We start from the raw sequence: 24,830 nt of genomic DNA on the forward strand, positions 1-24,830 counted from the left end.
TACGGCCGGGCCCGCCCCCGCACTGCCGGGGCGGGCCCGCCTGTCTGTGTCCCTGTCCTCGTCGAGGGGTCAGGGGCGCAGGTACCGGGTCAGCTGTTCCAGCAGGCGCGCGGCGTCCTGGAGGTTCCGGGCGGTGTCCGAGAAGTCCGCGGCGAGCAGTTCCCCGGGCTCGTCGCCTCCTTGCCCCTCGGCCCCGGTGGCGGGAGCGGGGATCCTCGTCCCGCGGTAGCCCACGGGCTCCGCGTCCGCGCTCTGGCGGTACCCGACGAAGTCGCTGACGCCGGGAGCCGCGGCCTCGGCACCCCCGTCGAAGAAGCGCACATCGAGCAACTGGGTCTCGTCCGCGCCGTGGTTGTCGATGATCCGCAGGCGGTAGTACCGACAGGCCTCGGAGCGGGCGAGCGTGAACTCCTTGCACTGGTAGCGCCCGCGAAAGACCTCGCCCTCGCGGGAGTCCAGCGGCGTCCAGGACCGGCCGTCGGAGGAACCCTCCAGCACCCATTCCGCCGGGTCCCGTTCGGGGACGTCGTTGGCGGAGGTCAGGCTGTAGGCGCTCACGGCGACGGGCAGGTCGAAGGTGAAGCTCAGCTCGGGGTCCTGCTCGTGGGCGAGCCACTTGCCGCCCGACTTCAGCAGGTTCTCCGCGACCTCGCCGAAGTCCGTGAACTCGTCGCTGGCCCACACCTGCGTGACCAGCTCGGTGACGTCGCGCCGCTCGCCGGGGGCCGTGGGCCGTCCCGCTACGACCGGGAGGAGCAGAGAGAGCGAGGTGGCCGCGCCGGCGCGGTCGCTCCACGTCACGCGGTCCACCGGGACGCCGCCGTCGTCGAGCAGCAGCCGCAGTCGGCCGGCCGGGCTCCACACGCCGTCGTGCTCCTCCTCGGTGGTGAAATGCTGCGGGGCGGCACCGGCGCCGCGCCCGCCCTGGGGCAGCGGGCCGGTGAGGGTGCCGCGCAGTTCACCGAGGGAGCCGTCGGCGTCCCTGAAGTGGCCGTGGAACCCTGACAGATCCGTGCGGAACGCCACGGAGGACTCCGCTCCCGTGGTCCCGCGCCACGCGAGCCGGGTGACGGGTTCCCGCTCGCCCGCCTCGTCGCGGGTCTCGCTCCGGTCGAGCTGGAGACGCAGATCCGCTCCCGGCTGCCAGGCGGAGGCTCCCAGGCGGCGCCGCTCGGTGGCGAAGACCCACCCGGAGCGTTCGCCTGCCCCGTGCCCGGACTTACGCAGTGCCCGGCCGTCGTGTGCGGCGGAGTCCACCGTGAGGGTCCGCAGCCGTATCACGCCGTCGCCCTCGCCCCCGTCCTCGTCGGCGGCCGCGTTGCGTATCGCCAGGACGTTGGCACCCGGCCGCAGCGCCGTGCCGGGCACGGTCAGCACGAACTCCCGTACGGTGTCGGGCCCTTCGGCTCCAGGAAGCAGGAAGCCCTTGGCCACCGGCTCCCCGTTCACCTGCGCGTCGAGGGGCGCGGCGACGCCGATCACCGACATCCGCAGCTCGGCCTCGGCGATCTCCTCCCCGTCCGGCACCATGAAGTCCACGGCGAGGTGACCGCCGGACGCCACCACCACATAGGTCGGGGCGACCGCACAGCGGTCTTGGCGAACGACGGCGTTCGCCAGCTTGGCGGGCCGGGTGGCGAAATCGGCGAAGACAAGGTCCATTGCGTTTCCTCACGAGCGTCCACTGCACCGCACACGGCCGGGCGACCGGTCCAGTGCTCCATGTCGTCCCGGAGACTAACGGCCACCACTGACAACGGGCCTTTACCGCAAGGCAGTTGCGTGCTCGCTGTGTACAGACGACGTGCAGACGACCGTCGTCTCATCCAGCCCCAAGGCCGACGATCACGGCCGTCGTGCCGTCCGCTCTGGGGTCCGTTGCCGCGTCGGGTTCGCCGTCTCGCAGGCGGGCCGTCTGGACGTGGCCCGCCTCGTCGTGCGGGCCCTGTGTCACGGACACCTCCAGGCCCAGGCGGTGTGCGGTGGCGGTCAGCCGGTCGGTGTCCGGGGTGCCGGGTTCCAGGACGAGGGTGGGGTGCGGGCGGTTCAGGTCGCGGGAGCCGATGACCCATCGAGGGCGGGCCAGCACGGCGTCCGGGGACGGGGCGTCGAGCAGGTCCTCGGCCACCTGGGACAGGATCCAGGCCTGGGCCCTGCCGCCCTGGCAGCCCAGGGACACCACACGGCCCGGGGCGGTGGCGAGCGCCGGGCACAGGGTGTGCGGGGGCCGTGCCCCGGGCCGCAGCGCCCCGGGGTGCGCCGGGTCCAGGCTGAACGCCGAGCCGCGGTTGTGGAGCACGATGCCGGTGGCCGGGTCGGCGATGCCGGATCCGAAACTCTGGAACACGCTCTGGATCAGGGACACGGCGTTGCCCTCGTCGTCGACGGCGGTGACGGCGACCGTGTCCCCGGCCGGTCGGGGTCCGGCGGGCAGCGCCGTGACGTCACGCTCCGCGCGCAGCAGCAGCCCTTCGAGGTCCACCGTTCCCGAGCGGGGGTCGCCGAGCAGCGCGTCCCGGCTCAGTTCCGCCTGCCGGGCCGCCGTCAACGGGTCCGTCCCGTGTCCCAGTACGGCGAGGAGGGAAGCTCCCTGGCTGGGAGGCGGGGCCACCCACCAGGTGACGCCGATCGCGTTGTCGGCCGCGCTCAGCGGGGCGGTGTTCTCGGCCCGGTGGTCGGCGAAGTCCGTCGCGTCCAGGAGGCTGCCGCGTTCGCGCAGGCCCGCCACCAGGCGCCGGGCGGTCGGCCCGGTGTAGAAGTGCCGCCAGTCGTCGGAGAGTTCCCGCAGGGTCGCGGCGAGGGCCGGCTGGAGCAGGGTGGCTCCGACGGGCAGCGGGTCACCCGTCTTGTCCAGCAGCAGCGCCGAAAGGCCCGCGTCGGCCCGTACGACGTCGAGGCGGTTGCGGATCGCCCGGGCCAGGCCCTCGCTCACCGGGACACCGCCGTCGGCCAGGGCGACGGCCGGCGCGAGACTCCGGGCGAGCGGCAGGCGCGCCCCGAGACGGGCGAGTTCCGCCCAGCCGGCGACCACTCCGGGGACCGTCACCGTGAGCGGGCCGCCGGGCGGCATCCGGTCCCCCGCCGCCCGCAGCCGTGCCGGGTCGGTGGCCGCCGCCGCGGCTCCCGCCGAGAGCACCGAACGGACCGTGCCGCGTACGCCGTCGCGCACCAGGGCGACGAGGTCGCCGCCGATGGAGCACTGGTGCGGGTACGCCACCGTGAGTGCCGCCGCGGCGGCGAGCGCGGCATCGATCAACCCGCCGCCCTCGGCGGTCACTTGGCGGGCCGCCTCGACGGCGGCGGGATGGGGCGCGGCGATCGCGATCGTGGCCACGGTCAGTCCCGGGTGGTGAGGATGGCGCGGGCGAAGGAACCGTCGGCGCCGACCAGTTTCGTGGGCAGGCACGTCAGGTCGTAGGTACCGCCGGGCACCTGGTCGAGGTCCGCGTTCTCCAGGATGAGGACACCCGCCCCCAACAGGGAGTGGTGGACGTCCCAGGTGTCGGTGCGGTGATGGCTCTCGATGGTCAGGTAGTCGATGCCGATGAGTTCGACGTCGTGCTCGATCAGCCAGTCGGCCGCCTTCGGGGAGAGGCCCACCCACTGCGGCGCCCGCTCGGTCTCCTTGAGGGGGCCCGCGGAGTTGGAGGTCTTGAGCAGGATCCGGGTGTGCCCGGCCGCCCCGCCCTCCTCCAGGTGGTGCGGTTCCACGTCACCCTCGACATGAGTCAGGTCGATGACGAGGGCCGGTCCGACCAGCGAGTACAGGGACACCTCGTCGATCGGGGTGGCGCCGTCGCGGAAGTGGGCGGGGGCGTCGACGTGGGTGCCGGTGTGGGCGCCGAGCCGCCACCTCGTGACGTTGGAGGCGTCGCCGTGGGAAAGGGACTCGACGATCTCGACCTCGGGCTTGCGCCCCCAGTGCAGCATCTCGGGGTGGATGGGCAGGGTGATGTCGTAGATCTTCACGCGGTGGCTCCAGGGTGCGGGACGCGGGCAGGGCCGTGGGTCGGGCCGGGACGGTGGGTCGGGTCGGGCCACGGTTCGCCCACGGCGGCCGACACGGCCCGGGCGGTGGTGAGCACGCAGCGGTCGAACTCCTCGCCGCCGTGCTTCGCGTCGGCGTCTCCCACGTCACGGCCCCAGACCCCGGTCTCGCTGACCTGGTCCATCCGGTAGTCCCAGAAGGAGTCCACGTCGATGTGCGAGGTGGCCTTCTCCATGTGCACGAGTTCGGGGTGGAGGTGGAGCATGACCGAGGTCTCGAAGAAGTTGGCGTGCATCAGCGCCCGCCCGTACTGGACGTGCCCGTTCACCTCGGGTCCGGGGTACATCGTCACGTAACCCAGGGCCCGTACCCGGGCGTCGCGGTGGCGCACCCTCAGCTTCTCCGCGGACACGTCGAGCGCGCCGTTGTTCCAGATGTGGCCGTTGAGCAGGATGAACTGCCGTACTCCGGAGGCGTACAGGGAGTCGATGACGTCCTCGACGACGGCGATCATCGTCTCGGGGCGGAGCGCGACCGTGCCGCCGAAGTCGCCGTGGGAGGCGGAGACGCCGAAGCTGAGCGGGGGCACGACCGGTACGCCGGTGAGTGCCGAGACGCCGTCGGCGACGGCACGGCAGATGAGGGTGTCGACGGCCAACGGCAGGTGCGGGCCGTGCTGTTCGGTGGCGCCGACGGGGATGATCACGGCGTTCCGTGCGGCGGCGGTGGACTCTGCCTGCTGCCAGGTCAGTTCCTCCCATCGCACCGGGAGTCCGGAGCCGCCGAGTTCGTCGGCGAGGGCCGGAACGTCGAGGCCGGTGGGGACGGGCCGGCTGTCGGCCCCGGGGACGGCTGCTGTCATGGTGCTTCCCTCTTCTTCGCGCTTCTTCGCGGCCTCGCGGCCAGATGTGTGCGGGTGTGCCGCACGGCCGGTGGTCACCAGGCGCGCCGGCTCTTGTCCGGCAGCAGGTCCAGGGCCCGTACCGGGACGACCTCGTTCTCCTCGACCGTGGTGATCCAGACCGTCGCGTCCGGGCTGTAGTCGCTGATCAGTTCCCGGCACACACCGCACGGCGCGATCACCCGGAACCGTCCGGCGGGTTTGATCTGGACGGAGACGACCGAGGCGACCTCCAGCGGGCGTTCGCCCGGGTACGCCCCGCGGGCCGCTCCCAGGGCGACGCCCTCGGCGCAGATGGAGCTGCGCCGGCAGGAGCCTTCGAGGTGGACCCCGGTGTGCACGGCTCCGTCGGCCGTACGCACCGCGGACGCCACCTCGTGCCGGCCGTCGCGCCAGACACGGGCCAGCAACTCCTGCGCCAGAGTGAGCAGTTCGGCGTCGGCCTCGCTCATGGACGCGGGCACGGTGACGCGCGCGACGCCGGTGGACGCCGTACCGGGGAGCGCGGCACTCACGCGGTGATCCCGAGGAGCCGGGCCATGTTGCCGCCCTCGACGAGCGCGCGGTCCTTGTCGTCCGGTATCGCCTTCGCGATCTTCATACGTTCCAGGTCGAAGTCGGAGCCGGGCCACTCGCTGCCCAGGAGGATCTTCTCAGGACCCAGTCGGGCGTAGGCGCGCTTCACGTCGCTCATCAGCGTCGCCGAGGTCTCCAGGTACACGTGGGGCTGCCGCTCGGCGACGATGATCGCCTCGGGGACGTTCCACACGGCACCCATGTGGGCGATGATCGTGGGCACCCCCGGGTGGTCGCGGGCGATCTCCTCGATGGCCAGCGGGGCGCAGAAGGAGTCGTCCAGGGCGTTGATCAGGACCATCAGCCCGCGCCGCGCGCAGGCCTCGAACAGCGGGTCCAGCAGACCGTGGTCGGCGACGTGGTAGCCGTGCAGGCTGGGGTGGAGCTTGAGGCCCACCAGCCCGGCGTCGGCCATGCGGTCGATCTCCTCGATGGCGTCGTCTGCCTGCGGGAGGACCTGACCGAAGCCGAAGAAGCGGTCGGGGTGGGTGGCGACCAGCGAACTGATGAAGTCGTTCTCGATGCGCTGGGCGAGCGAGCAGACCATCGCCATGTCGACGCCGGCTGCGTCCATCCGGTCCAGGATGCGCCGCGGCTCGAACGGGGTGTACGGCGGCGGCGCCTCCCCCTTGCGGACGCCGGTGAGGTAGTCCGAGCGTCCCCGGACGTCCTGGGTGGTGTTGTACGCGTCGATGATCACGCGGGATCAGCCTTTCTGAACTGAGCTGTGCTGGTGCAGGTGCTGTTGCTGTTGTTCTTGGCCGTCGCTCGGCACCAGAGGCAGGTGGCAGCGCACGGTGCGGCCGGGTGCGACGGTCCGCAGTTCCGGCATGCGGGTACGGCAGCGGTCCTCGGCGAAGGGGCAGCGGGTCTGGAAGAGGCAGCCCTCGGGCGGGTTCGCGGGATCGGGCAGTTCGCCCTCCAGCACACGCCGTTCGCGCCGCCCGCCGGGGCGCAGGGACGGCACCGAGGACAGCAGCGCCTCGGAGTAGGGGTGGGCGGGACCGGCGAAGAAGTCGTCCCGGGACGCGACCTCGATGATCTGGCCCAGGTACATGACGGCCACGCGGTCGGCGATGTGCCGTACGACGCCCAGGTCGTGGGAGATGAACAGCATGGTCAGGCCGCGCTCGCGGACCATGTCCGACAGCAGGTTCAGCACCTGTGCCTGGATGGAGACGTCCAGCGCGGACACGGCCTCGTCCGCCACGACGAACTTGGGCGAGGAGGCCAGGGCCCGGGCGATGCCGATGCGCTGGCGCTGGCCGCCGGAGAACTCGTGCGGCTTGCGCCGGCCGGCCTCGGCGCCGAGACCCACCCGGTCCAGCAACTCCCCCACGACAGGCCCGGCTTCGGCCCGGCTCGCGCCGCGCGCCCGCCGCAGCGGCTCGGCGACGATGTCGGCGATCCGGCGCCGGGGGTTGAGCGAGCCGAACGGATCCTGGAACACCATCTGCAGGTCGGCCCGGGTGCGCCGCAGTCGCGTACCCCTGAGCCGGGTGATGTTCAGGCCGAGGAAATCGATGGTGCCTGACGCCGGCTCGATCACCCGCAGCAGGGCGCGGCCCAGGGTGGACTTGCCGCAGCCCGACTCACCGACCAGGCCCAGCGTCTCACCCTCCAGGATCTCCAGATCGACGTCGCGCAGGGCCCGTACCTTGCCGCCGGACCGGCCGCGGTACTCGACGCGCAGCTTCTCGGCCCGGATGAGCGGGGTACCGGGCGGTGCCGGGGGTACCGGAGCGGAGACCGCCTCGGCCGAGGTCGGCGGTGTGGCGGGTGGCGAGGTCATGAGCGCCCCTTCTCGTCGCGTACCAGGTCCGCCGGGTGAGCCGGGCCCGAAGGACTCACCCGGTTCATCGGGTTCACCAGGCCCACCGGGCGGGTCACGTCCTCTGTCGTCCCCGTCGGCTGCGGGTCCGGTCCGGCGTCTCGTGCCGTACGGCGTACGGGTCCGGTCAGGACGCAGGCGTCGAGGTGGCCGGGTTCGCCGTGCCGGTGGCGCAGTTCGGGCTGCTCCGCGCACGCGTCGTGGGCGTGGGCACAACGCGCGGCGAACGCGCATCCGCCAGGGCGGTCCACCCCGGTCAGCGGGCTGCCGGGAATGGCGGGCAGCCGATCGGCGACCGGTCCGTCGATCGGCGGCACCGAGCCCAACAGGCCGACGGTGTAGGGGTGTTGCGGGTTGAACAGCACCTCGTCGCGTGAGCCCTGCTCGACGATGCGGCCGGCGTACATCACGGCCACGCGGTCGGCCACCTCGGCGACGACCCCCAGGTCGTGGGTGATCAGGAGGACGGCGGTGCCGTGGTCGGCGCTGGCCTTCTGGAGCACGGAGAGGACCTGGGCCTGGATGGTGACGTCCAGTGCCGTGGTGGGTTCGTCGGCGATCAGGACGGCGGGGTCGTTGGCCAGACCCATGGCGATCATCACGCGCTGGCGCATACCGCCCGACAACTGGTGCGGCAGCGCACGGGAGTTGGCGCGCGGATTGGCGATGCCGACCTCGCCGAGCAGGTCCACGGCCCGGTCCATGGCCGTCGCGTACGGCATCCGGCGGTGGGCGCGCATCATCTCGGTGACCTGGGCGCCGACCCGGTGCAGCGGGTTGAGTGCGGCCAGCGCGTCCTGGAAGACGACGGCGATGTCCTTGCCCCGGATCGAGCGCAGTTCGCGTTCGGACGCCTCGGCGAGGTTGCGGCCGTCGAAGGCGACGTCGCCGCTGATGTGGGTGCGCGGGCCCCGGTTGAGACCGACCAGGCTCATGGACAGCGCGGACTTGCCCGAGCCGGACTCGCCGACCAGTGCGAGGATCTCGCCCTGGTGGAGGGTCAGATCCACTCCGGCGACGGCCGGGAGCCGGCCCGAGGGGACGTCGAACCCGACCCGCAGTCCACGCGCCTCCAGGACGACGGGCTGTTCCGCGGCCGGGCTGTCCTGCCCGCGGACTCCGGCGGGCGCGGGCCCATTCACGGCGGGCCCGTTCACAGCAGGCCCGTTCACGGCGTGCCGCTCACGGCCGTGGCCGCGGTGTGGATCAGGTCGGCCACCCGGCGCGGGTGCACGAGCGTCGTGTAGTGGCTGCCCGGTACGTGTTCGGTGACGGCCTCCATCCGGGCGGCCATGTCGTTCTGCGCGTCCGGGCGCAGGGTGCGGTCGTCGTCGGCGACCAGGTACCAGCTGGGCAGGGTGCGCCAGGCCGGCTTGCCGGTCGGCTGGGTGAAGATGAGGTTCTCCGCCTTGCGTCCCTCGGCCTCGACGACGGCCCGTTGCGCGGGAGACAGGTCGGGGCCGATCTCGGCCCAGAACTCCTCGCTCGCCTCCGACTTCCACTCCCCGTTCGGGCCGCGCCGCATGTACTTCGAGATCTCCGCGGGCTCGTAGCGTTCGACGATGCCGTTGACGGTCTCGCCCTCGTCGGGTCCGAAGGCCGCGATGTAGACGAGGCCCCGGGCGGCGGGGCGGTGGCCGACGTTGGTGATGACCGCGCCGCCGTAGGAGTGGCCGACCAGGAGGACCGGTCCCGGCAGCTCCGCCACGGCGGCGGCGGTGTGCGCCACGTCCGCGTCGAGGGAGGTCAGCGGGTTGGTGACGGTGATCGTCCGGTGTCCCAGGGCGGTGAGCAGGGGCTCGACCTCCGACCAGGTGGTGGGGCGTCCGCCCGCTCCGTGGACCAGCACGATGTCCATGCGGCTCAGCCTTTCCGTATACGTGGGTCGAGGATCATGTAAAGCACGTCCACCGCGTAGTTGACGAGGACGAACAGCAGGGCGATGGCGAGCGCGGCTCCCTGGACGACGGGGTAGTCGCGCTGGAGCACGCCCTGCACCAGCAATCGGCCCACCCCGCCGTAGGAGAAGACGGTCTCGGTGATGACGGACCCGCCGAGCAGGGACCCGAACTGCAGGCCGAGGACCGTGACGATGGGCAGCCAGGAGTTGCGCAGGACATGGCGGCGGATCACCGCTGACTCGGCGAGCCCCTTCATGCGGGCGGTCCGGACGAAATCGTCGCCGAGGACGTCCAGGACGGAGGCGCGCACGATACGGGTGATGTAACCGGCCATGGACAGGGCGAGGGTGGTGGCGGGCAGGATCAGGTGCTGGATCCAGGGGCCGATCAGTTCGAGGCGGTTCTGCAGGATGGCGTCGAGGAGGACAAAGTTGGTCGTGGGCCGGTAGTCCAGCGAGCTGGGGAGCCGTCCCAGCACGGGCAGCCAGCGCAGCCAGACGCCGAAGACGACGATGGCGATCACGCCGAGCGCGAACCACGGCAGGGAGAAGCTGACGGTCGCCACGGTCCTGGTCGTGGTGTCGATCCAGGTGCCCTTGCGCAGTGCGGCGACCACGCCGGTGACCACGCCCAGGAGCACGGCCACGGTCATCGCGGCGAGGGTCAGTTCGATGGTGCCGGGCAGGGCGTCGCCCAGCAGACCCAGGACGCTGTTGGAGCCGAAGAACGACTCGCCGAAGCGCAGGTGGACCAGGTTGTCGAGGTAGGTGCCGTACTGGGTGAGCAGCGGCTGGTCGAGGCCGAGCGCCTCGCTGGCCCTGGCCTCGTTCTGCGCGATCTCCGCCGCCGTGAGGTTGGTTCCGCCGCCCGCGAGGGAGGCGGTGGGCGAGCCGGGCAGCAGGCGCATCGCGATGAACACCAGGGTCGCCAGGGCGAACAGGACGACCGGGATGCCGAGGAGTCTGCGGGCCATGGCCCGCAGGGTGTCGGCGCGCTCGGACCGGGGCCGGGCGGGGCGCCGCAGGCGCGGCAGCGGGACGGTGCTCATGCGGAGCCCTTCGGGTCGAGCGCGTCCCGCAGGTCGTCGCCCACGAAGTTGCAGGCCACGACGAACAGCAGGGTCAGGGCCGCCGGCAGCACCACCAGGCGGGGCGCGGAGTACAGGAACTCCTGTCCGGCCTGGACCATGTAGCCCCAGTCGGGGGTGGGCGGCTGGATGCCGAGGCCGAGGTAGGACAGGCCGGCGGCGAAGCCCGCCGCGACCGACAGGGTCATGACGACCTGGGCCACCAGCGGCCCGGCGATGTTGGGCAGGATCTCCTGCGCCAGGATGCGCGGGGTGCGGGTGCCGCCCAGGCGGGCGGCGACGATGTAGTCCTGGGCCGTCTCCCTGGCCGCGAGGGCGCGGGCCAGCCGCGCCAGGCCGGGTGCGAGGGACACGCCGACCCCGATGACGAGGCTGGTGGTGCCCGGTCCGGCTGCGGCGACCAGCAGGATGACCAGAAGGATCGACGGGAAGGCCAGGGCCAGGTCGACGACGCGCATCAGTACCTGTTCGACGATGCCGCCCGCGTAGCCGGCGAGCAGGCCGATGCCGGTGCCGAGCACGGCGGCCAGCGCGGTGGAGGCGAACGCCACGAACAGCAGTGGCCGTGCCCCGTGCACCAGCCGGGCCAGTTCGTCCCGGCCCAGGTCGTCCGTGCCGAGGAGATGGCCGGGCGAGCCGAAGGGCAGCATCGCCGAGGAGGTCTGCCGGACCGGGTCGGCGGAGATCAGCAGCGGCCCGACGAGCGCGACGAGGACGATCGCGACCAGGAACACCCAGGACACCCGCGCGGGCCAGGAGGTGCCGATCCCGCGCTGCCTCAGCCTCGCCATCCGGCCCGGGCGGGCGGGGGCCGCCGTGGGGCCGCCGCCCGGGCCCGTGACGGCCCCCGCGTGGGCCCCGGCGTGGGCCCCCGCGTGATCAGACACTGGCTTTCTCCATGAAGCAGCGGTGGTTTCCGAGGGCCGCGGTGTTGATGCCCTTCACCTTGGCTCCGCTGACGACCAGGTTGGTGGAGCAGGCCAGCATGGCGATCACCATGTACTCCTCCGCCCAGCGCCGCTGGATCTTCGAGTAGGCGGCGGTGCGCTTCTTGCCGACGGGGAGGTTCTTGGCCGTCAGCAGGTCCTCGGCCAGGGTGTCGACGCCGTCCAGCGTGTCCAGGCCGGTGATGGTGCTGCCGTAGAGACCGGCGGGGTTGGCCATGGCGCCGACCATGTTGTTGGGGTCGGGGACGTAGGAGTTGCGTTCCCAGATCATCAGGTCGTGGTGGTCGTCCTTGCCGTCGCTGAGGCGGCTGAAGTACGAGGCGGGGTCGACGGAGGTGGTCTTCACCTTGAAGCCGGCGTCCTCCAGGTTCTGCTTGACGATCTGCGCGGCCTTGGGGTGCCAGGAGTCGCTGGCCGCCATCAGCCCCAGCTCGCGGCCGACCGCCCCGGCCTCCTTGAGGAGTTTCTTCGCCTGGGCGAGGTTCTTGGTGCTGAGGTCGGCGAGGCCGGCGTCGTACCCGTCCTGGGCCGGCGGGACCGCGTAGCCGTCGGGCTCGCTGGCGACGCCGAAGAAGGCCTGCTGGACGATCGCCTTGCGGTCGATGGCCAGGTTGATGGCCTTGCGCACCTTCAGTTCGGGAATCCGCCGCGCGTCGATCATCAGGATGGCGTCGAAGCCCTCCTTGGTGTCGTGGACGGTGACCGACGGGTCCGACTTCAGCTGTGCGACGGCCGAGTAGGGGGTGAACTGGGTCGCGGACACGTCCCCGCTGAGCAGGGAGCTGACGATCGCCGAGGGGTCCTGCACCTGACGCAGCACCAGACGGTCGATCGGCGGCCGGCCGAGCCGGAAGTCGTCGAAGGCCTCAAGGGTGATGGACTGGCCGGAGGTGGCCGAGGCGAACTTGAAGGGGCCCGTCCCGACGAGGTGCTTGCCTATGGCGTCCCCGTACTTGTCGAGGGCGGCCTTGGAGATGATGCGGCCGCCGATGTCGGAGAGCTGGGCGAGGACGGTCCGGTCGGGTGCCTTGAGCACCAGCTTGACCGTGAGGTCGTCCTCGGCGGTCAGCGAGGCCACGTTGTTGCCGAGGGAGGCGAGCGGTCTGGAGGCGCCCTTCGGCAGGGTCTTGTTCTCGGGGTCGAACTGCCGGTTCAGAGTGGCCAGCACATCGGCCGAGGACAGCGTCGTACCGTCGTGGAACTTCACGCCGTCCCGGAGGGTGAAGGTGTACGTGAGCCGGTCGTCGGAGATCTTCCAGCTCTTGGCCAGGTCCGGTGTGGGTTCGTTGGACTCGAAGGAGATGAAGGTCAGACCGCGGCAGACGCAGTCCACCGCCATCCAGTCCCCCAGCGTGGTGTAGAAGGCGGGGTCGTTGACCGCGCTGGTGGAGTCGATCGCGAGGGTGAGGGTGCCCCCCTTGCCGGATCCGCCGCCGGACTCCCCGGACCCGTCGTCGGCCACCCCGCAGGCGGCGAGCAGCGGGGTCAGCCCGAAGCCCACTCCGACCCCGAGGACGCTTGCGCCGCGCAGCACGGTCCGGCGGGCGACCTGCGGTTCGGCCGGGCGGGGTGCGGGCGTTCCCTGCGACTGATCCGGCATGAGGGCCTCCTTGGGGCGCCGTTCCTCTGAGAAATCTGATGACTCTTGAGACTCTGAAAACTCTGGGGGAATGGATCTAATCTCGTACTGATTGGATCCAAAATCATCGTGTCCGGCTCGCGAGTCCGAGCCGTGTCCCGTGTGTTACGAGCACATGAAACCGGGATCTTGGGTGTTATCTGCCTACATCTCTTGACAGACAGGTTCCATGACGGGGTGTTCCATGACCGGCGGTCAGGTCCCGCAGCAGTGGTCGGCGCCGGCCGACGGGTCGGGGATGTCCATGGCCGGGTTGCGGTCGAAGAAGCCGTCGGGTTCGAAGACCAGCCGCACCCGGTCGACCGGCATGACGGGCCACTGCTCGGGCCGGGGGAAGTGGTGGCTGCCCACGACCGGCCACAGCACCAACTCGGCCCCGTCCAGCGAACGGTCCTTGCGCTGCCACACCTGTACGCCGTCCTCGCCGGGCTCCGCCTGGTTCGGGTACTGCCCTCCTACGTAACTCTCGGCGGGGTCGGAGACCGTGGCCCACAGGTGCTGGTGGACGAAGGGCGCCCGGCGGGCCATCACCGACTCGGGCCGCGCGAAGGGCCGGGTGGTGTTGGGCAGCAACAGCCGGTACGCCGTCGGGTCCCCGTAACGGTTCTGCTTGTCGGCGCTCTCCACGCGCCAGTGCCGGGACGTCGCCGGGTTGGTCCGGCGGGCGGCCTGCGACTCCGACAGCAGCGGGGTGCGGACCATACGGACCGCGTTGCCGTACGGGTCGTGGCGCGGGTCGTCCTCCGCCTCGGCGTTCTCCTCCACCAGGCGGTTGAGCGGGCCGTCCACCGCGGCGTCCAGACGCAGGCCGAAGTAGTGCTGGTGGGTGGGCGTCTGGACGTTGGGTGAGACCACCCGGCCGTGCCGCACCTCCTCGCCCTCCTCGATGCCGGAGGCCGACAGCATGCCGGTCAGCTTGATCTCCAGCTCGATCCGGCCGTCCTGGTAGAGCGACCAGTAGAAGCCGTAGTCGTAGTTGGCCACCGTCTGGAAGCTGGAGATGATCAGCCGCCGGGAGCGGCGCACCTCGCTCACCCCGCGGCGCAGGTCGTTGTGCTTCCAGAGGATCCCGTCGTCCTCCTCGTGCATGCAGATCGCCTGCTCGATCTCCTGCGCGGCTCCGTCGCCCCCGAGGTGGGCCGCGTCGAAGTAGTGGATGACGCCCAGGCAGTCGCAGCCCAGCGCGAGCGAGTTGGTCAGCGGTCCGGCGCCGTACTCGCCCCAGTCGAAGAAGTTCTTGCGGAACTGCGTGCTGCTCGGGTCGAGATAGGGGACGTACATCTCGTTGCAGGCGGCCCGCTTGAGGACCGAGCGGCCCAGGAAGCCGAGGTCGTACAGGACCAGGCCCTCGCGGTGGGTGAAGCCGACGCGGAACTCCCAGCCCTGCCAGCTGACCCGGTGTCCGTCGACGGTGAAGCTGGGGCCCTCGGGCTGTACGACCTCCAACGGCTTCAGCCCCTCGCGGTCCGAGCCGAATCCGCCGGTCGCCAGCGGTCCCGGCTCCTCGGAGACCGGCACGACGCCGTGGTCCTCGACCTCCAGCACCTCCATGGTCGCCATGTCGATGATCGGGATGACGCCCTGCACGGGGCGCACATAGGCGTTGTCGTCCTCCTGGACGCGGTGCCAGACCGAGCCCCAGGTGATCCGGCGGTCCTTGTACTTCTCCGGCACGAAGCCGCCGATGGACTCCGCGTCGATCACCGTCAGCGACACGTCGTGGATGCCCCGCTTGGCCAGCGCCGCACGGAACAGCGGGTTCGCCCGGCAGGCCTGGGCCGCCGCGCGTGCCTCCGCCGAGGTGATGCCGGGCCGCCGGATGTCCACCGGCCGCCACTCCAGGCAGCGCGGCTCGGCGCCGAGCTGCACGTCGATCTCCCAGGCGCCGGGCAGATCGTGGTCCATCGCCACCAGGCCCACCCGCACCTCGCCCGCGGGCTGCCGGCCGGCCATCACCTCACGGGCGAAGGTCTCGTCCAGCACCGCGCCCCAGAACCGGGTCCGCTCACCGAGCCGGCCGTCGGCCCGTGCCACGGCGACGGCCGCGTCCATCTCCGCGGGAGACAGCGGGTCTAGGGGATGGGTGCGCGCACGCCGGGCATGGACACGGGTACTGACGCTTCCGGGACTGCCGACGTTCACGGGCGGGTTGTGCATGCTGTGCTCCGCTCATCTGCACGGTCGCGAACCTTGGATCCTGCGACCTTTAGAATGGATACATAAAGCTGTGAGGGGCGGTCACCGCCGGCCCGCGCCGTTGACCTCGCCCTTCCCGACCAGACGGAGACCTCATGGACACCGCCCCGCTCCCCGACGCGGACTCGCCCGCAGGCAAGGGCAAGGCGCTCGTCGACGACACCGCGGCCGCGATCCGCGCGCGGATCCTCTCCGGCGAGATCCCCATCGGGGCGCAACTGCGCCAGGTCGAACTCGCGGAGCTGCTCGGCGTGAGCCGCACTCCCGTGCGGGAGGCTCTGCGTCAGCTCCAGGCGGGCGGCCTCATCGAGGTGCTGCCCAACCGCGGTGCCGTGGTCCGCGTCCCCGCACCCTGGGAGGTCCGCGAGGCCTACGAGATCCGCGCCGAACTCGAAGGGCTCGCCTGCGTCCGCGCGGTCCGCGCGGTCACCCCGGAGGTACTGCGGGAACTGCGCGCGGCGAATGAGACGGTGCGTGCCGTGAGCGGCGGTCAGGCATCGAGTGAGAGCTCCCCGCCTTCCACGAGCGCCTCGCCCGCCCCGAACGCCTCGCCGTCCACCTCCGCGAACGACTGCTTCCACACACTGATCCACACCGTCGCCGGCAACAGGCGTCTCGCCCGGGCCATCAAGGACGTCAACGAGGCGTTTCCCCGTAATGTCTCCGCCCTGGTCCTCCAGGACAATCCCCGTCATCGCGAGGACAACATCCGCGAGCACGAGCGGATCGTCGAGGCGCTGGCCGCCGAGGACGCGGAGCGGGCGCGCAGTGAGATGAAGGCCCATGTCATCAGCGCGGGCGAGCAGTTGGCCCGCTGGTACGAGCAGCGGTCGGCCACGGTCTTCCGCGGCTGACCCGGCAGCCGGGCGGGTGCCGCGGGTCATCGCGTGGCTCCCGGTCCGGGGCGGTCGGTGATGCCCATCGCGGCCGGGGACAGGAAGTCCAGGTCCGGCCGCTCCTTGCCCTCCGTGAGATCCGCGAGCGCGGCGCCCAGCGCGGGCCCGAACTTGAAGCCGTGCCCGGAGCAGGCCGCCGCCACGAACACCCGTTCCTCGCCCGGGAGTCGGCCGACGGCGAAGCGGTTGTTCGGTGCCATGGTGTACCGGCAGGTGATCGTCTCCTCCACCGGTCCGTCGGCCGCCGGAAGGAACCGCGAGGCCAGTCCCAGGAGGCGGTCCCGCTCGGCCTCGGTGACCGGTCCGGCGGTCGTCGAGGGGTCCTCCGGCGGCCCGTGGTCCAAGCCGATCTTGACGCCGGCTCCGCCGAAGGCCGGGATGCCGTACAGCAGCCCGACATCCGGTACGTCGACGGAGAACGCGCCCAGCAGCGGCGGCTCCAGCAGGTGGCGCCGTGAGGAGCCGAGGTGCACGTTCACGATCCGCACCACGCTCAGCGGCCCGGCGAAGGCGGGGAGCAGTTCGCCGGTCCAGGGGCCCGCGCAGACGACCAGCCGGTCCGCGTGCAGGACGCCCTGGTCCGTGTCCACGCGTACGCCCTCACCGTCCCGGTGCCAGGCGAGCACGGTGCGGCCGTCGCGCCGGTCCACGCCGTGCCCGCGGCCGAGTGCCGCCAGTGCGGTGAGCGAGGCCTGGGCGTCGATGACACCGGCGGCCGGATCGTGCACCGCGGTGAAGCCCTCGCACAGGCGCAGCCCGGGGAAGAGTTCGGCGGCACGGGTGTGGTCGACGTTCTCGCAGCCGGGGCCGCGCAGGGTGCCGGGGGCGTCGACCGCCCTGGCGTACAGGCCGCCCGTGGTGGTCACCAGCCGTTGTCCGGCCGCGAGTTCGAGTTCGTCCCAGGCGCTGTAGGCGGTGTCGACCAAGCCGTCCCAGACCTCGGCGGGGTAGGCCCGCCGGATCATCCGCGTCCGGCCGTGCGAGGAGCCCTCGGTGTGTCCCGCGGGGAACCGGTCGAGGTGGATCACGCTCGCTCCGCGCGCCGCCAACTGCCAGGCGGCGGACGAGCCGTGGATGCCGGCCCCGACGACGATCACATCGGCCCTGTCACCGACGGGTCCCGTCGGCCGGGCGGGGGCGGGCCGGGAGACGGCCGCCGGATCGTACGGGGGCTCGGAGGGCGTCGCCGATGCGGGCGCGGGCTCGACGGCGGTCACCGGGGCGTCGGCGGCGGCGCCGGAGATTGCCGGGCCATGGGCCGCCGTCCCGCCGCCCCTGCGCCGGCGTTCCCGTGCGGTCAGCGCCGCGACGAGCGCGTCCACGTCGTCCTCGCTGTTGTAGACGTGCAGCGAGGCGCGCGCGACCCGCTCCAGACCGCGTCTGCCCAGGTCCCACTGGCCGTGCGAGGCGGGCACGGTCGTCAGTCTGAAGCCGGTGGCCCGCAGGTCCCGTACGGTCCGGCGGGGGTCCTCGTCCTCGCGCAGGAAGGTCACGATGCCCGAGGCCGCCGCCGACGGGTCGGTCCGCCGGATGCCCGGTACGTCCGACAGTCCGGCCCGCAACCGCTCGGCCAGCTCCGTCACATGGTCGCGGATACGTGCGACGCCGAGGCCGAGTGCCTCGTCCAGGGCCGTGCCCAGGCCCAGTCGCAGGGCATGGGAGGACTCCCAGGTCTCGTACCGGCGCGCCCCCGGCACCACCTCGTACCCATAGGCCGACGACCACTGGGCACCGCGTACGTCCGGAGCGGCGGGCCGCGCTCTCTCCCGCAGCTCCCGGTCCACGTACAGCAGACCCGTGCCGCGCGGGCCGCGCAGGAACTTGCGGCCGGTGGCGACGACGATGCCGCAGCGCATCTCCTCGACGTCGACCGGGAGTTGGCCCAGCGACTGCGTCGCGTCCAGCAGTAGCGGCACCCCCGCGCGGGCGGCCAGCTCGCCGACGGCGGCCACCGGCTCCACCAGTCCGGAGGACGTGGGGACATGGGCGACGGTCACGAGCGCCGCCGGTTCGCGCAGGGCCGTCTCCAGCGCGCCGAGGTCGACCTGTCCGCTCGCGTCGGCGGGCAGGACCTCCAGCACGATGCCGTGCGAGTCGCGCATCTCCAGCAGGTGCAGGGCGGAGCTGACATAGGTGGAGGGCGAGGCCAGGACGCGATCGCCCGCCTTGAGACGCAGGGCTCCCAGCGCCCGTTGCCAGGCGGTGGAGGCGCTGTCCATCAGGGCGATGTCCTGGGGCGCCGCGCCGATCAGCCGGGCCGCCGAGTGGTACACCGCCTCCGTGCGGTCGGCCAGCGCCTCGGCCGCCTCGTAACCGCCGAGCAGGGACTCCAGGCGCAGATGGTCGGTGACGGCGGCCAGGGTCGCGGCGCTGGGCAGCGCCGATCCGGCCGCGTTCATGTGGTGGGCGTGGCGCATACCGGGGGTGGCGGCGCGCAGTGCCGCGACGTCGAGTGCGGGCCCGCCGGGCCGCGGAGGGGGGACGGTGACCGCGGTCGTGCCGGTGCCGGGGGTCGTGTCGGTACCGGGAGTCATGTCGGTGCCGGAAGTCGTGTCGGTGCTCATAGTGCGACGACCACCGCCTTCCGCTCGCAGTAGGAGTACAGGGCGTCGTCGCCCAGGTCCCGGCCCAGGCCCGAGTCGCCGACGCCGCCGAAGGGCAGCGCCGGGTCGAAGATGTTGTAGGTGTTGATCCAGACCGTTCCGGCGCGCAGCCGCGCGGCCATGCGGTGGGCGCGGGAGAGGTCCCTGGTCCATACGCCGGCGGCGAGCCCGTAGGAGGTGTCGTTGCCGATGGCGACGGCTTCGTCGTCGTCCTCGAAGGGGATCACGCCCACCACGGGGCCGAAGATCTCCTCGCGGGCGATCCGCATGCTGTTGGTGACGTTCGTGAACAGCGCGGGTTCGACGAAGTAGCCCGGCCGGTCCGGTACTTGACCGCCCGTCACCAGTTTCGCGCCTTCGGCGACACCGGCCTCGACGTAGGACAGGACCTGGGTCCGCTGTTCCTCCGAGACCAGTGGGCCGACGGTGATCCCGCCGTCCAGGCCGTTGCCGACGGGGACCTTGCGCACCGCGTCGGCCAGGCGCTCCTCCATCTCCGCCAGGACGGAACGCTGGACGAGCAGCCTGCTGCCGGCCGTACACATCTGTCCGGAGTGGCCGAAGGCGGCGCGCATCGCGGTGACGACGGCGGCGTCCAGGTCGGCGTCGGCGAAGACGATGTGGGGGCTCTTGCCGCCGAGTTCGAGGGTGAGGCGCTTGACGGTGGGGGCGGCGGCGCCCATCACGGTCCGGCCGACCTCGGTGGAGCCGGTGAAGGACACCTTGGCGACCCCCGGGTGCGCGGTGAGCGCGGCACCCACCTCGCCGTCGCCGGTGAGGACGTTGAGCACGCCCGCCGGCAGACCCGCCTCCTCGCACAGGGCGGCGACGCGGAGCATGGTCAGCGGGGTCTGCTCGGCGGGTTTGACCACGACGGTGCAGCCCGCGGCGAGGGCGGGCGCCAGCTTGAAGCAGCCGGTCATGACGGGGAAGTTCCACGGCAGGATCAGCGCGGCCACCCCGACGGGTTCGGGCACGGTGTAGACGTGGTGGCCCTGGTCGAGGGGCACGACCGTGCCGGCCAGCCGGGCGGGGGCGCCCGCGAAGTGCCGGAACGTCCTGGCGCTCATCGCGGTGTCGGCGCGCGAGCGTTCGATCGGTTTGCCGTTGTCGAGGGTCTCCAGCACCGCCAGTTCCTCGGCGTGCTCCTCGATCAGCTCGGCGATCCGGTGCAGTACACGGCTCCGCTCGGCGACGGGCAGAGCGCGCCAGCGGCCGTCCTCGTGCGCCCGGGAGGCCGCGGCCACGGCGTCGTCGACGTCCTGCGGGGTGGCCTGGGCGACCCGGCTCAGGACGGTCTCCGAGGCGGGGTCGACGACGGGGAACGTCCGGCGGTCGCCGGGAGCGATCCACCGTCCGTCGACGAGGAAGGGTTCCAGCGGCGCGGGCCGGGCGTTGAAGGCGGGTCGGGCCTTGATCGTGGTCATGGCGTCTTCCGTGTGGGTCGGCCGGCCACGGAGGACCGGAGTGCGGTGCGGAGGCGGTCGGCGTGCGGCATGTGGCATGCCGCACGCGGCTCAGACGAGGTCGAGGTATTCGCGCTGCTCCCAGTCCGAGACATGCGCCAGGTAGCGCGCGAACTCCGCGCGTTTGATCGTGGTGAGCCAGGAGACGACGTCCTCGCCGAGCGCCTCGGCGAACACCGGGTCCGCGTCGAGCGCGTCCAGCGCCTGGGCGAGCGAACCGGGCAGACCGCGGGCCCCTGGGTCGTACGGATCGGTGGTCGGCGGGCCCGGGTCGAGCCGCCGGGCTATCCCGTCCATCCCGCTGACCACCTGCGAGGCGATGTACAGGTACGGGTTCGCCGCCGGCTCGCCGGATCTGTTCTCCAGCCGGGCGCCTCCCCCTCCCTGTGCGCCGACGACCCGCACCATGGCGCCCTTGTTGTCGATGCCCCACACCACCCGGTCGGGGGCCAGGGACATCGGCAGGTACCGCTTGTAGCCGTTGACGGTGGGCGTGGTGAAGACGGTGGCGGCGGGGGCGTGTTCCAGCAGTCCGGCGAGGTAGTGCCGGCCCACCGGTGACAGCGCTTCCCCCTTCCATGACTCCCCCGGCTGCGGGCCGGGCGCCGGATCGAAGGCGGCCTCGCCGGTCGCCCGGGAGCGCAGCGACTGGTGCAGATGCCAGCCGCTCGACGCGGTCCCCGCCACGGCGGGCCGCGCCATGAACGTCGCGTGGTAGCCGTGCCTGCGGCAGATCTGCCGCACCGCCGCACGGGCCAGCAGCGCGTCGTCCGCCGCCCGCGCCCCGCCCCGCGCGTCGAGAGTCAGCTCCAGCTGACTGGGCCCGAACTCCAACTCCAGGGAACGCAACGGCAGATCGAGTCCCGTGAGCCCCCGGTGGAGCAGGTCCACGATCTCGTCGAGCCGGTCCAGCCCCTCCTCGTGCAGCAGTTGCGAGCCGCCGCTCAGCGGCTCGACCTCCGGTGCGGGGCCGGGGGCGCCCGGCCGTCCCACACCCACCGCCGCGGCCCCCGAAGCACGGGACACGGGGCGGTACACATGGAACTCCAGCTCCACACCGACCGTGAGGTCGTACCCCGTGTCCGCCAGCGCGGCCAGCCTGTCGCGCAGCAGGCCTCGGGAGCAGAACGCCGCCGGGGTGCCGTCGGGGTGGTAGAGGTCGCACAGGATCCACCCCGTGCGCTCGGCCCACGGCAGCACCCGGAACGTCGTCATGTCCGGCACCAGCACGATGTCGCCGGCCCCGGTGAAGCGCCCGCCGGCCAAGCCGTCGCCGCCCGCGAAGACGGGAAAGACCGTCCGGCCGGAGGTGTCCTTCAGCAGCAGGGAGGACGGCGCGGTGACACCCGAGCGCAGGGCGCCGGGCACCGCCTCCCGTGTCAGCGTCTTGCCCCGCAGCACGCCGTGCTGGTCGGCGAAGGAGAAGCGCACCTTGTCCAGGCCGAGTTCGTCGATCACCCGGCGTACGTGTCCGGCGGCCACGTACTGCCGCTCGTCCCACAGGCCGTGCCGCTCGACGAAGCCGCCCGCTCCGGCGGAGGTCAGCGGGCGGGCACCGGGGCCGTCGCCGCCCTGTGCCCGCGGCCGCTCGTCAGCGCTGCGCACGGGGCACCTCCCGCCCGGCCCACGGGGATCTCGCGCGCCGCTCCGACTCCCGTAGCCGCCACGCCTGTTCCCAGCCGTCCGCGGGCGTGATGGTGTCGATGGCCAGGGGCCCGGTCAGTTCCTCGGCCTCCCGCGTGTCGAGCGGCAGACCGGGCACCGGATTGCCGCTCTCGAACGAGGTGATCGCCTTGAGCAGGAGCCTGCGGTTGGCGGTCACGGCGCGGTCGGACACCCCGAGCCGCTCGACGGTCCGGTCCTGGACGGGCCCCATGCTCTCCACGGCCCACTGGTCATGGACGTTGATGTCAAGACCCATACCGGTGTACGTGAGTTCCCGCTGCTCCGCGGGGTCGAAGCCCCAGTCGTTCGTACGGTTGCGCAGCGGCCGGTAGTCGGGGAGCGAGACCTCGGCCAGGCGCTGGGCCAGCAGCGTCTCCTGGTCGGTGACCTCCTCGAAGTCGTAGAGGATCATGAACCAGTAGTGGTTCTCGTCGTCGATCGGGACGTGCCACTGACAGAAGGCCTTGCCGTTGCCGAAGGGCACCACGAAGGCGTTGGGGAACACCAGGTTGGTGATCCGTACGTGCCTGACGTCGTCGGTGAGGTCGCGCAGCGCGAAGACCCGCAGTCCGTGCTCGGCGCTCTCCACCTCGATGTCCGGGCGGAAGCTGTCCCCCACGAGTTCCGAGAGCTTCTTCCCGGTGCCCTCCACCTCCTCGCTGAACTGCTGCCCGTACACCTCGCGCGGGTCCTCGCCCACGAAGCGGTGCAGGAAGGAGACATGGCTCGGGTCGATCCCGCCTTCCACCCCCTGCAGCCAGTTGCACTCCCACCAGCCCTTGAAGGCGAAGGTGTACTCCTCGGGGGCACGGAAGCAGTCGTACGCCGGGAAGGGCGGCGGGTCGCCGGTGCCGAGGTAGGCGAAGACGATGCCGTTGCGCTCCACGCAGGGGTAGCTCGGGATGCGCACCTTGGCGGCGAAGTTGCTGTGCTCCGGCTCCGCGGGCTGTTCGAGGCAGCGGCCGTCCGGCCCGTACAGCCAGCCGTGGTAGAGGCATCGCAGCCCGCCGTTCTCCCGGCGTCCGAAGGAGAGGTCGACGCCCCGGTGGGCGCAGTACCGTCCGACGAGCCCCCACCCGCCGGTCCCGGCCGCCTCCTCCGTGGCGTTCGCGTCGTCCGCGTCGTCCGCGTCGTCCCGGCGGAAGAGGACCAGGTCCTCGCTCATGATGCGGATCGCCTTGACCGGTCGCTCGTCGGACATCTCCGAGACGAGGGCGACCGGCTGCCAGTAGGCGCGCATGAGCTGCCCGAGGGGCGTGCCCGGACCAGTGCGCGTCACGCGCTCGTTGTCCTCGCGTCTCAGCATCGCTCACCTCGTGCATCCGATTGCTTATTGATTGGATCCAATGCTTACACATCGAGATCCAAAGCGACAGGGTCAAATTTTCGAGAGCCACACCGGGTCCGCCTCGATCGGGCGACCGGACCCTCAACTCCGTTGCTATGATGACGACTTGGGCGGGCGGCTCACCGTCTCGCCGACACCGGCGTCAGGGCAGCCCGAGCATGACGGCCATCGCGGTGACCATGAGCGCAGCGCCCGCCTCACCCAGCAGGAGCGCGCGCCTGCCCGGCGGGAGCACGCGCCTGCCCGGCCGGAGCGCGGTGGTCCGGGGCGGCCAGGCCTGCCGGACGAGCACCACGCCCGCCCGCGCCACGCTCCAGCACGCGACGGAGAACAGCACGGGCCCCAGCGCCAGTTCGGCCGGTGCGAGTTCGGCCGACGTGAAATCGGTCGGCGTGAAATCGGCCGACGCGAGGCCGGTGGCACCTGCCCCGCCGTGGTGACTTTGTCCTACAACCGCGGCGGCCGCCGTCAGCAGCGCCATCGCGGCCAGGTTCACCGATTCGGCGGCCCTGCGGAACGCGCACCCCGCCCGCAGCTCCCACAGGGCGGCGCCGACGAGCGCGGCGGCACCCGCCGCCAGAAGTCCCCGGCCGCCGGCTCCCGGAGTCATCGCCGCCATGCAGGCCAGCGCGACCGCGTGCGGCAGCCATTGCCGCACGGGTGACGGCAGATGGCCGGCGAGGCACAGCACCCCGCCCACCAGCCCTGTCACCCACAGCACCTCATGCATGGGGCGCGCACCGGGCGGACCGGTCCACCCCCGCGAGGGCGACGGCGGACTCCGGCCGAGGGAGAGAGATACGCACCCCGGCCCGGGCTTCACTCCCACAGGGAAGTTCGCTGTCGTACCGGAGAAGGAACGAAGGTGATGACGTGCTCACGGCCCTCCTGATGTCACTCGCGCGGGACGACGCCCTCGCAGACACGGACAAACCTGAGCGATACATGTTTCGTACCCGACCGGCTCCTGTTTCTCAGCGGTAACAGCTGTCACCTCGCCTGGGCGAGCCGGACCGCGTCCGGGCCCGCGGGGAAGCGCAGCTGGCCGGTCGTGTCGTGCACGGCCCGCCACACCGTCTCAGCGACGTCGCTCTCCTTGGTGAACACGTCCTGGCTCGTGAAGTCGCCCATGACCTTCTCCGCCCACGGCGCGTAGGGCGCGGGGATCAGTTCGTCCAGTGCCCCGCCGCCGGTCGCCCTGGCCGCGAAGTTCGTCGTCAGGCAGGCGCCCGGCTCGACCGTCTTCGCCTGCACACCGAACGGCGCGAGTTCCAGGGCGAGGGACGCGGTGAATCCCTCGACGGCCATCTTGCTCGCCTTGTAGACGGCCGAGAGCGGCATGTGTCCCAGCACCACGCTGGAGGTCACGTTGACCACCACGCCGGAGCCTCGCTCGCGGAAGCCGGGCAGCACCGCCTGCGTCACGGCCATCACGCCGAACGTGTTGGTCTCGAAGACCTCCCGTACCCGGTCCATGGGCGTGCCCTCGAACACGCCGATCAACGGGACACCCGCGTTGTTGACCAGGACGTCGAGGGGTCCCGCCGCCTCCAGCGCGGCGGTGACGGTCTCGGGCTTCGTCACGTCGAGTTCCACGACCTGGAGGCGGTCCGACGGGGGCAGGACGTCCGTCCTCGGGGTGCGCATCGTGGCGATGACGTTCCACCCCTGTGCGTGGAAGTACCGGGCGGTCTCCCGTCCGTACCCGGATGAGACACCGGTGATCAGTACTGTCCTCATGCTGTGCTCCTTGGGGATGACGGGGCCGCGAGGGAGAGGCATTTTC

At 71.9% G+C, this 24,830-nt stretch carries 20 protein-coding genes; 1 reads left to right on the forward strand and 19 read right to left on the reverse strand.

The annotated features are described in order from the left end of the window. Positions 1 to 69: 69 nt before the first annotated feature. The 13 genes from J8N05_RS23110 to J8N05_RS23170 form a co-directional block, all read right to left on the reverse strand. Complete coding sequence (locus J8N05_RS23110; RefSeq protein ID WP_210885471.1) at positions 70 to 1,662, reverse strand: discoidin domain-containing protein; 1,593 nt, start codon at positions 1,660 to 1,662, stop codon at positions 70 to 72. Between the two features lie 160 nt (positions 1,663 to 1,822). Continuing rightward, positions 1,823 to 3,334 (reverse strand): gamma-glutamyltransferase, encoded by a 1,512-nt coding sequence (locus tag J8N05_RS23115; RefSeq protein WP_210885472.1) that lies wholly within the window; start codon positions 3,332 to 3,334, stop codon positions 1,823 to 1,825. Positions 3,335 to 3,336: 2 nt separating this feature from the next. Continuing rightward, a complete protein-coding gene (locus tag J8N05_RS23120) occupies positions 3,337 to 3,969 on the reverse strand; it encodes a cyclase family protein (protein WP_247706417.1) in 633 nt (210 codons plus the stop codon). Beyond that, entirely contained in the window at positions 3,966 to 4,850 is an 885-nt protein-coding gene (locus J8N05_RS23125; protein WP_210885473.1) for a creatininase family protein, read from the reverse strand. Before J8N05_RS23125 ends, J8N05_RS23120 begins: the two co-directional genes overlap by 4 nt. 74 nt (positions 4,851 to 4,924) lie before the next feature. Next, on the reverse strand, positions 4,925 to 5,404 hold the full coding sequence (locus J8N05_RS23130) for a cytidine/deoxycytidylate deaminase family protein (RefSeq protein ID WP_247706418.1): 480 nt from the start codon (positions 5,402 to 5,404) through the stop codon (positions 4,925 to 4,927). Continuing rightward, complete coding sequence (locus J8N05_RS23135; protein ID WP_210885474.1) at positions 5,401 to 6,165, reverse strand: amidohydrolase family protein; 765 nt, start codon at positions 6,163 to 6,165, stop codon at positions 5,401 to 5,403. Before J8N05_RS23135 ends, J8N05_RS23130 begins: the two co-directional genes overlap by 4 nt. A 6-nt stretch (positions 6,166 to 6,171) precedes the next feature. Next, positions 6,172 to 7,257, reverse strand: coding sequence for an ABC transporter ATP-binding protein (locus J8N05_RS23140; protein WP_210885475.1), 1,086 nt, complete (start codon positions 7,255 to 7,257; stop codon positions 6,172 to 6,174). Next, complete coding sequence (locus J8N05_RS23145; protein WP_210885476.1) at positions 7,254 to 8,438, reverse strand: ABC transporter ATP-binding protein; 1,185 nt, start codon at positions 8,436 to 8,438, stop codon at positions 7,254 to 7,256. Before J8N05_RS23145 ends, J8N05_RS23140 begins: the two co-directional genes overlap by 4 nt. Positions 8,439 to 8,464: 26 nt before the next feature. Then, positions 8,465 to 9,154: an alpha/beta hydrolase gene (locus tag J8N05_RS23150; protein WP_210885479.1), complete on the reverse strand. Its 690-nt coding sequence runs from the start codon at positions 9,152 to 9,154 to the stop codon at positions 8,465 to 8,467. 5 nt (positions 9,155 to 9,159) lie between these two features. Then, positions 9,160 to 10,245 carry an ABC transporter permease gene (locus J8N05_RS23155; protein WP_247706419.1) on the reverse strand — a complete coding sequence of 362 codons (1,086 nt, stop codon included), beginning with the start codon at positions 10,243 to 10,245 and terminating at the stop codon, positions 9,160 to 9,162. After that, complete coding sequence (locus tag J8N05_RS23160) at positions 10,242 to 11,171, reverse strand: ABC transporter permease (protein WP_247706420.1); 930 nt, start codon at positions 11,169 to 11,171, stop codon at positions 10,242 to 10,244. Before J8N05_RS23160 ends, J8N05_RS23155 begins: the two co-directional genes overlap by 4 nt. Further along, positions 11,164 to 12,831, reverse strand: coding sequence for an ABC transporter substrate-binding protein (locus J8N05_RS23165; RefSeq protein ID WP_210885482.1), 1,668 nt, complete (start codon positions 12,829 to 12,831; stop codon positions 11,164 to 11,166). The genes J8N05_RS23160 and J8N05_RS23165 overlap by 8 nt, the downstream gene beginning before the upstream one ends. A gap of 234 nt (positions 12,832 to 13,065) precedes the next feature. Continuing rightward, a complete protein-coding gene (locus tag J8N05_RS23170) occupies positions 13,066 to 15,027 on the reverse strand; it encodes a primary-amine oxidase (protein ID WP_210885485.1) in 1,962 nt (653 codons plus the stop codon). A gap of 134 nt (positions 15,028 to 15,161) precedes the next feature. Between J8N05_RS23170 and J8N05_RS23175 the strand changes: the two genes are divergently transcribed. Continuing rightward, complete coding sequence (locus J8N05_RS23175; RefSeq protein WP_210885487.1) at positions 15,162 to 15,920, forward strand: GntR family transcriptional regulator; 759 nt, start codon at positions 15,162 to 15,164, stop codon at positions 15,918 to 15,920. 26 nt (positions 15,921 to 15,946) lie between these two features. Here J8N05_RS23175 and solA read toward each other — a convergent pair whose 3' ends face one another. The 6 genes from solA to J8N05_RS23205 form a co-directional block, all read right to left on the reverse strand. Next, complete coding sequence (solA, locus tag J8N05_RS23180; protein ID WP_210885490.1) at positions 15,947 to 18,526, reverse strand: N-methyl-L-tryptophan oxidase; 2,580 nt, start codon at positions 18,524 to 18,526, stop codon at positions 15,947 to 15,949. After that, entirely contained in the window at positions 18,523 to 19,992 is a 1,470-nt protein-coding gene (locus J8N05_RS23185; protein ID WP_210885492.1) for an aldehyde dehydrogenase family protein, read from the reverse strand. Before J8N05_RS23185 ends, solA begins: the two co-directional genes overlap by 4 nt. A gap of 90 nt (positions 19,993 to 20,082) precedes the next feature. Continuing rightward, the gene (locus J8N05_RS23190) at positions 20,083 to 21,636 is read right to left on the reverse strand and encodes a glutamine synthetase family protein (RefSeq protein ID WP_247706421.1); all 1,554 of its coding nucleotides are present in this window, start codon (positions 21,634 to 21,636) and stop codon (positions 20,083 to 20,085) included. Next, positions 21,623 to 22,975, reverse strand: a complete 1,353-nt coding sequence (locus tag J8N05_RS23195; RefSeq protein WP_247706422.1) for an aromatic ring-hydroxylating dioxygenase subunit alpha — start codon at positions 22,973 to 22,975, stop codon at positions 21,623 to 21,625. Before J8N05_RS23195 ends, J8N05_RS23190 begins: the two co-directional genes overlap by 14 nt. Positions 22,976 to 23,186: 211 nt before the next feature. Next, the gene (locus tag J8N05_RS23200) at positions 23,187 to 23,756 is read right to left on the reverse strand and encodes a hypothetical protein (protein ID WP_210885495.1); all 570 of its coding nucleotides are present in this window, start codon (positions 23,754 to 23,756) and stop codon (positions 23,187 to 23,189) included. Positions 23,757 to 24,034: 278 nt separating this feature from the next. Then, positions 24,035 to 24,784, reverse strand: coding sequence for an SDR family oxidoreductase (locus tag J8N05_RS23205; protein ID WP_210885497.1), 750 nt, complete (start codon positions 24,782 to 24,784; stop codon positions 24,035 to 24,037). Between the last annotated feature and the right edge of the window lie 46 nt (positions 24,785 to 24,830).

The organism is Streptomyces liliiviolaceus (genome assembly GCF_018070025.1).
Taxonomy (GTDB): domain Bacteria; phylum Actinomycetota; class Actinomycetes; order Streptomycetales; family Streptomycetaceae; genus Streptomyces; species Streptomyces liliiviolaceus.

Bases quoted from the DNA above. Each gene is read 5' to 3' on its own strand.
- J8N05_RS23110 (WP_210885471.1), bottom strand. From the start codon at position 1,662: ATGGACCTTGTCTTCGCCGATTTCGCCACCCGGCCCGCCAAGCTGGCG.
- J8N05_RS23205 (WP_210885497.1), bottom strand. From the start codon at position 24,784: ATGAGGACAGTACTGATCACCGGTGTCTCATCCGGGTACGGACGGGAG.
- J8N05_RS23155 (WP_247706419.1), bottom strand. From the start codon at position 10,245: ATGAGCACCGTCCCGCTGCCGCGCCTGCGGCGCCCCGCCCGGCCCCGG.
- J8N05_RS23170 (WP_210885485.1), bottom strand. From the start codon at position 15,027: ATGCACAACCCGCCCGTGAACGTCGGCAGTCCCGGAAGCGTCAGTACC.
- J8N05_RS23175 (WP_210885487.1), top strand. From the start codon at position 15,162: ATGGACACCGCCCCGCTCCCCGACGCGGACTCGCCCGCAGGCAAGGGC.
- J8N05_RS23140 (WP_210885475.1), bottom strand. From the start codon at position 7,257: ATGACCTCGCCACCCGCCACACCGCCGACCTCGGCCGAGGCGGTCTCC.
- J8N05_RS23150 (WP_210885479.1), bottom strand. From the start codon at position 9,154: ATGGACATCGTGCTGGTCCACGGAGCGGGCGGACGCCCCACCACCTGG.
- J8N05_RS23165 (WP_210885482.1), bottom strand. From the start codon at position 12,831: ATGCCGGATCAGTCGCAGGGAACGCCCGCACCCCGCCCGGCCGAACCG.
- solA (WP_210885490.1), bottom strand. From the start codon at position 18,526: ATGAGCACCGACACGACTTCCGGCACCGACATGACTCCCGGTACCGAC.
- J8N05_RS23185 (WP_210885492.1), bottom strand. From the start codon at position 19,992: ATGACCACGATCAAGGCCCGACCCGCCTTCAACGCCCGGCCCGCGCCG.
- J8N05_RS23125 (WP_210885473.1), bottom strand. From the start codon at position 4,850: ATGACAGCAGCCGTCCCCGGGGCCGACAGCCGGCCCGTCCCCACCGGC.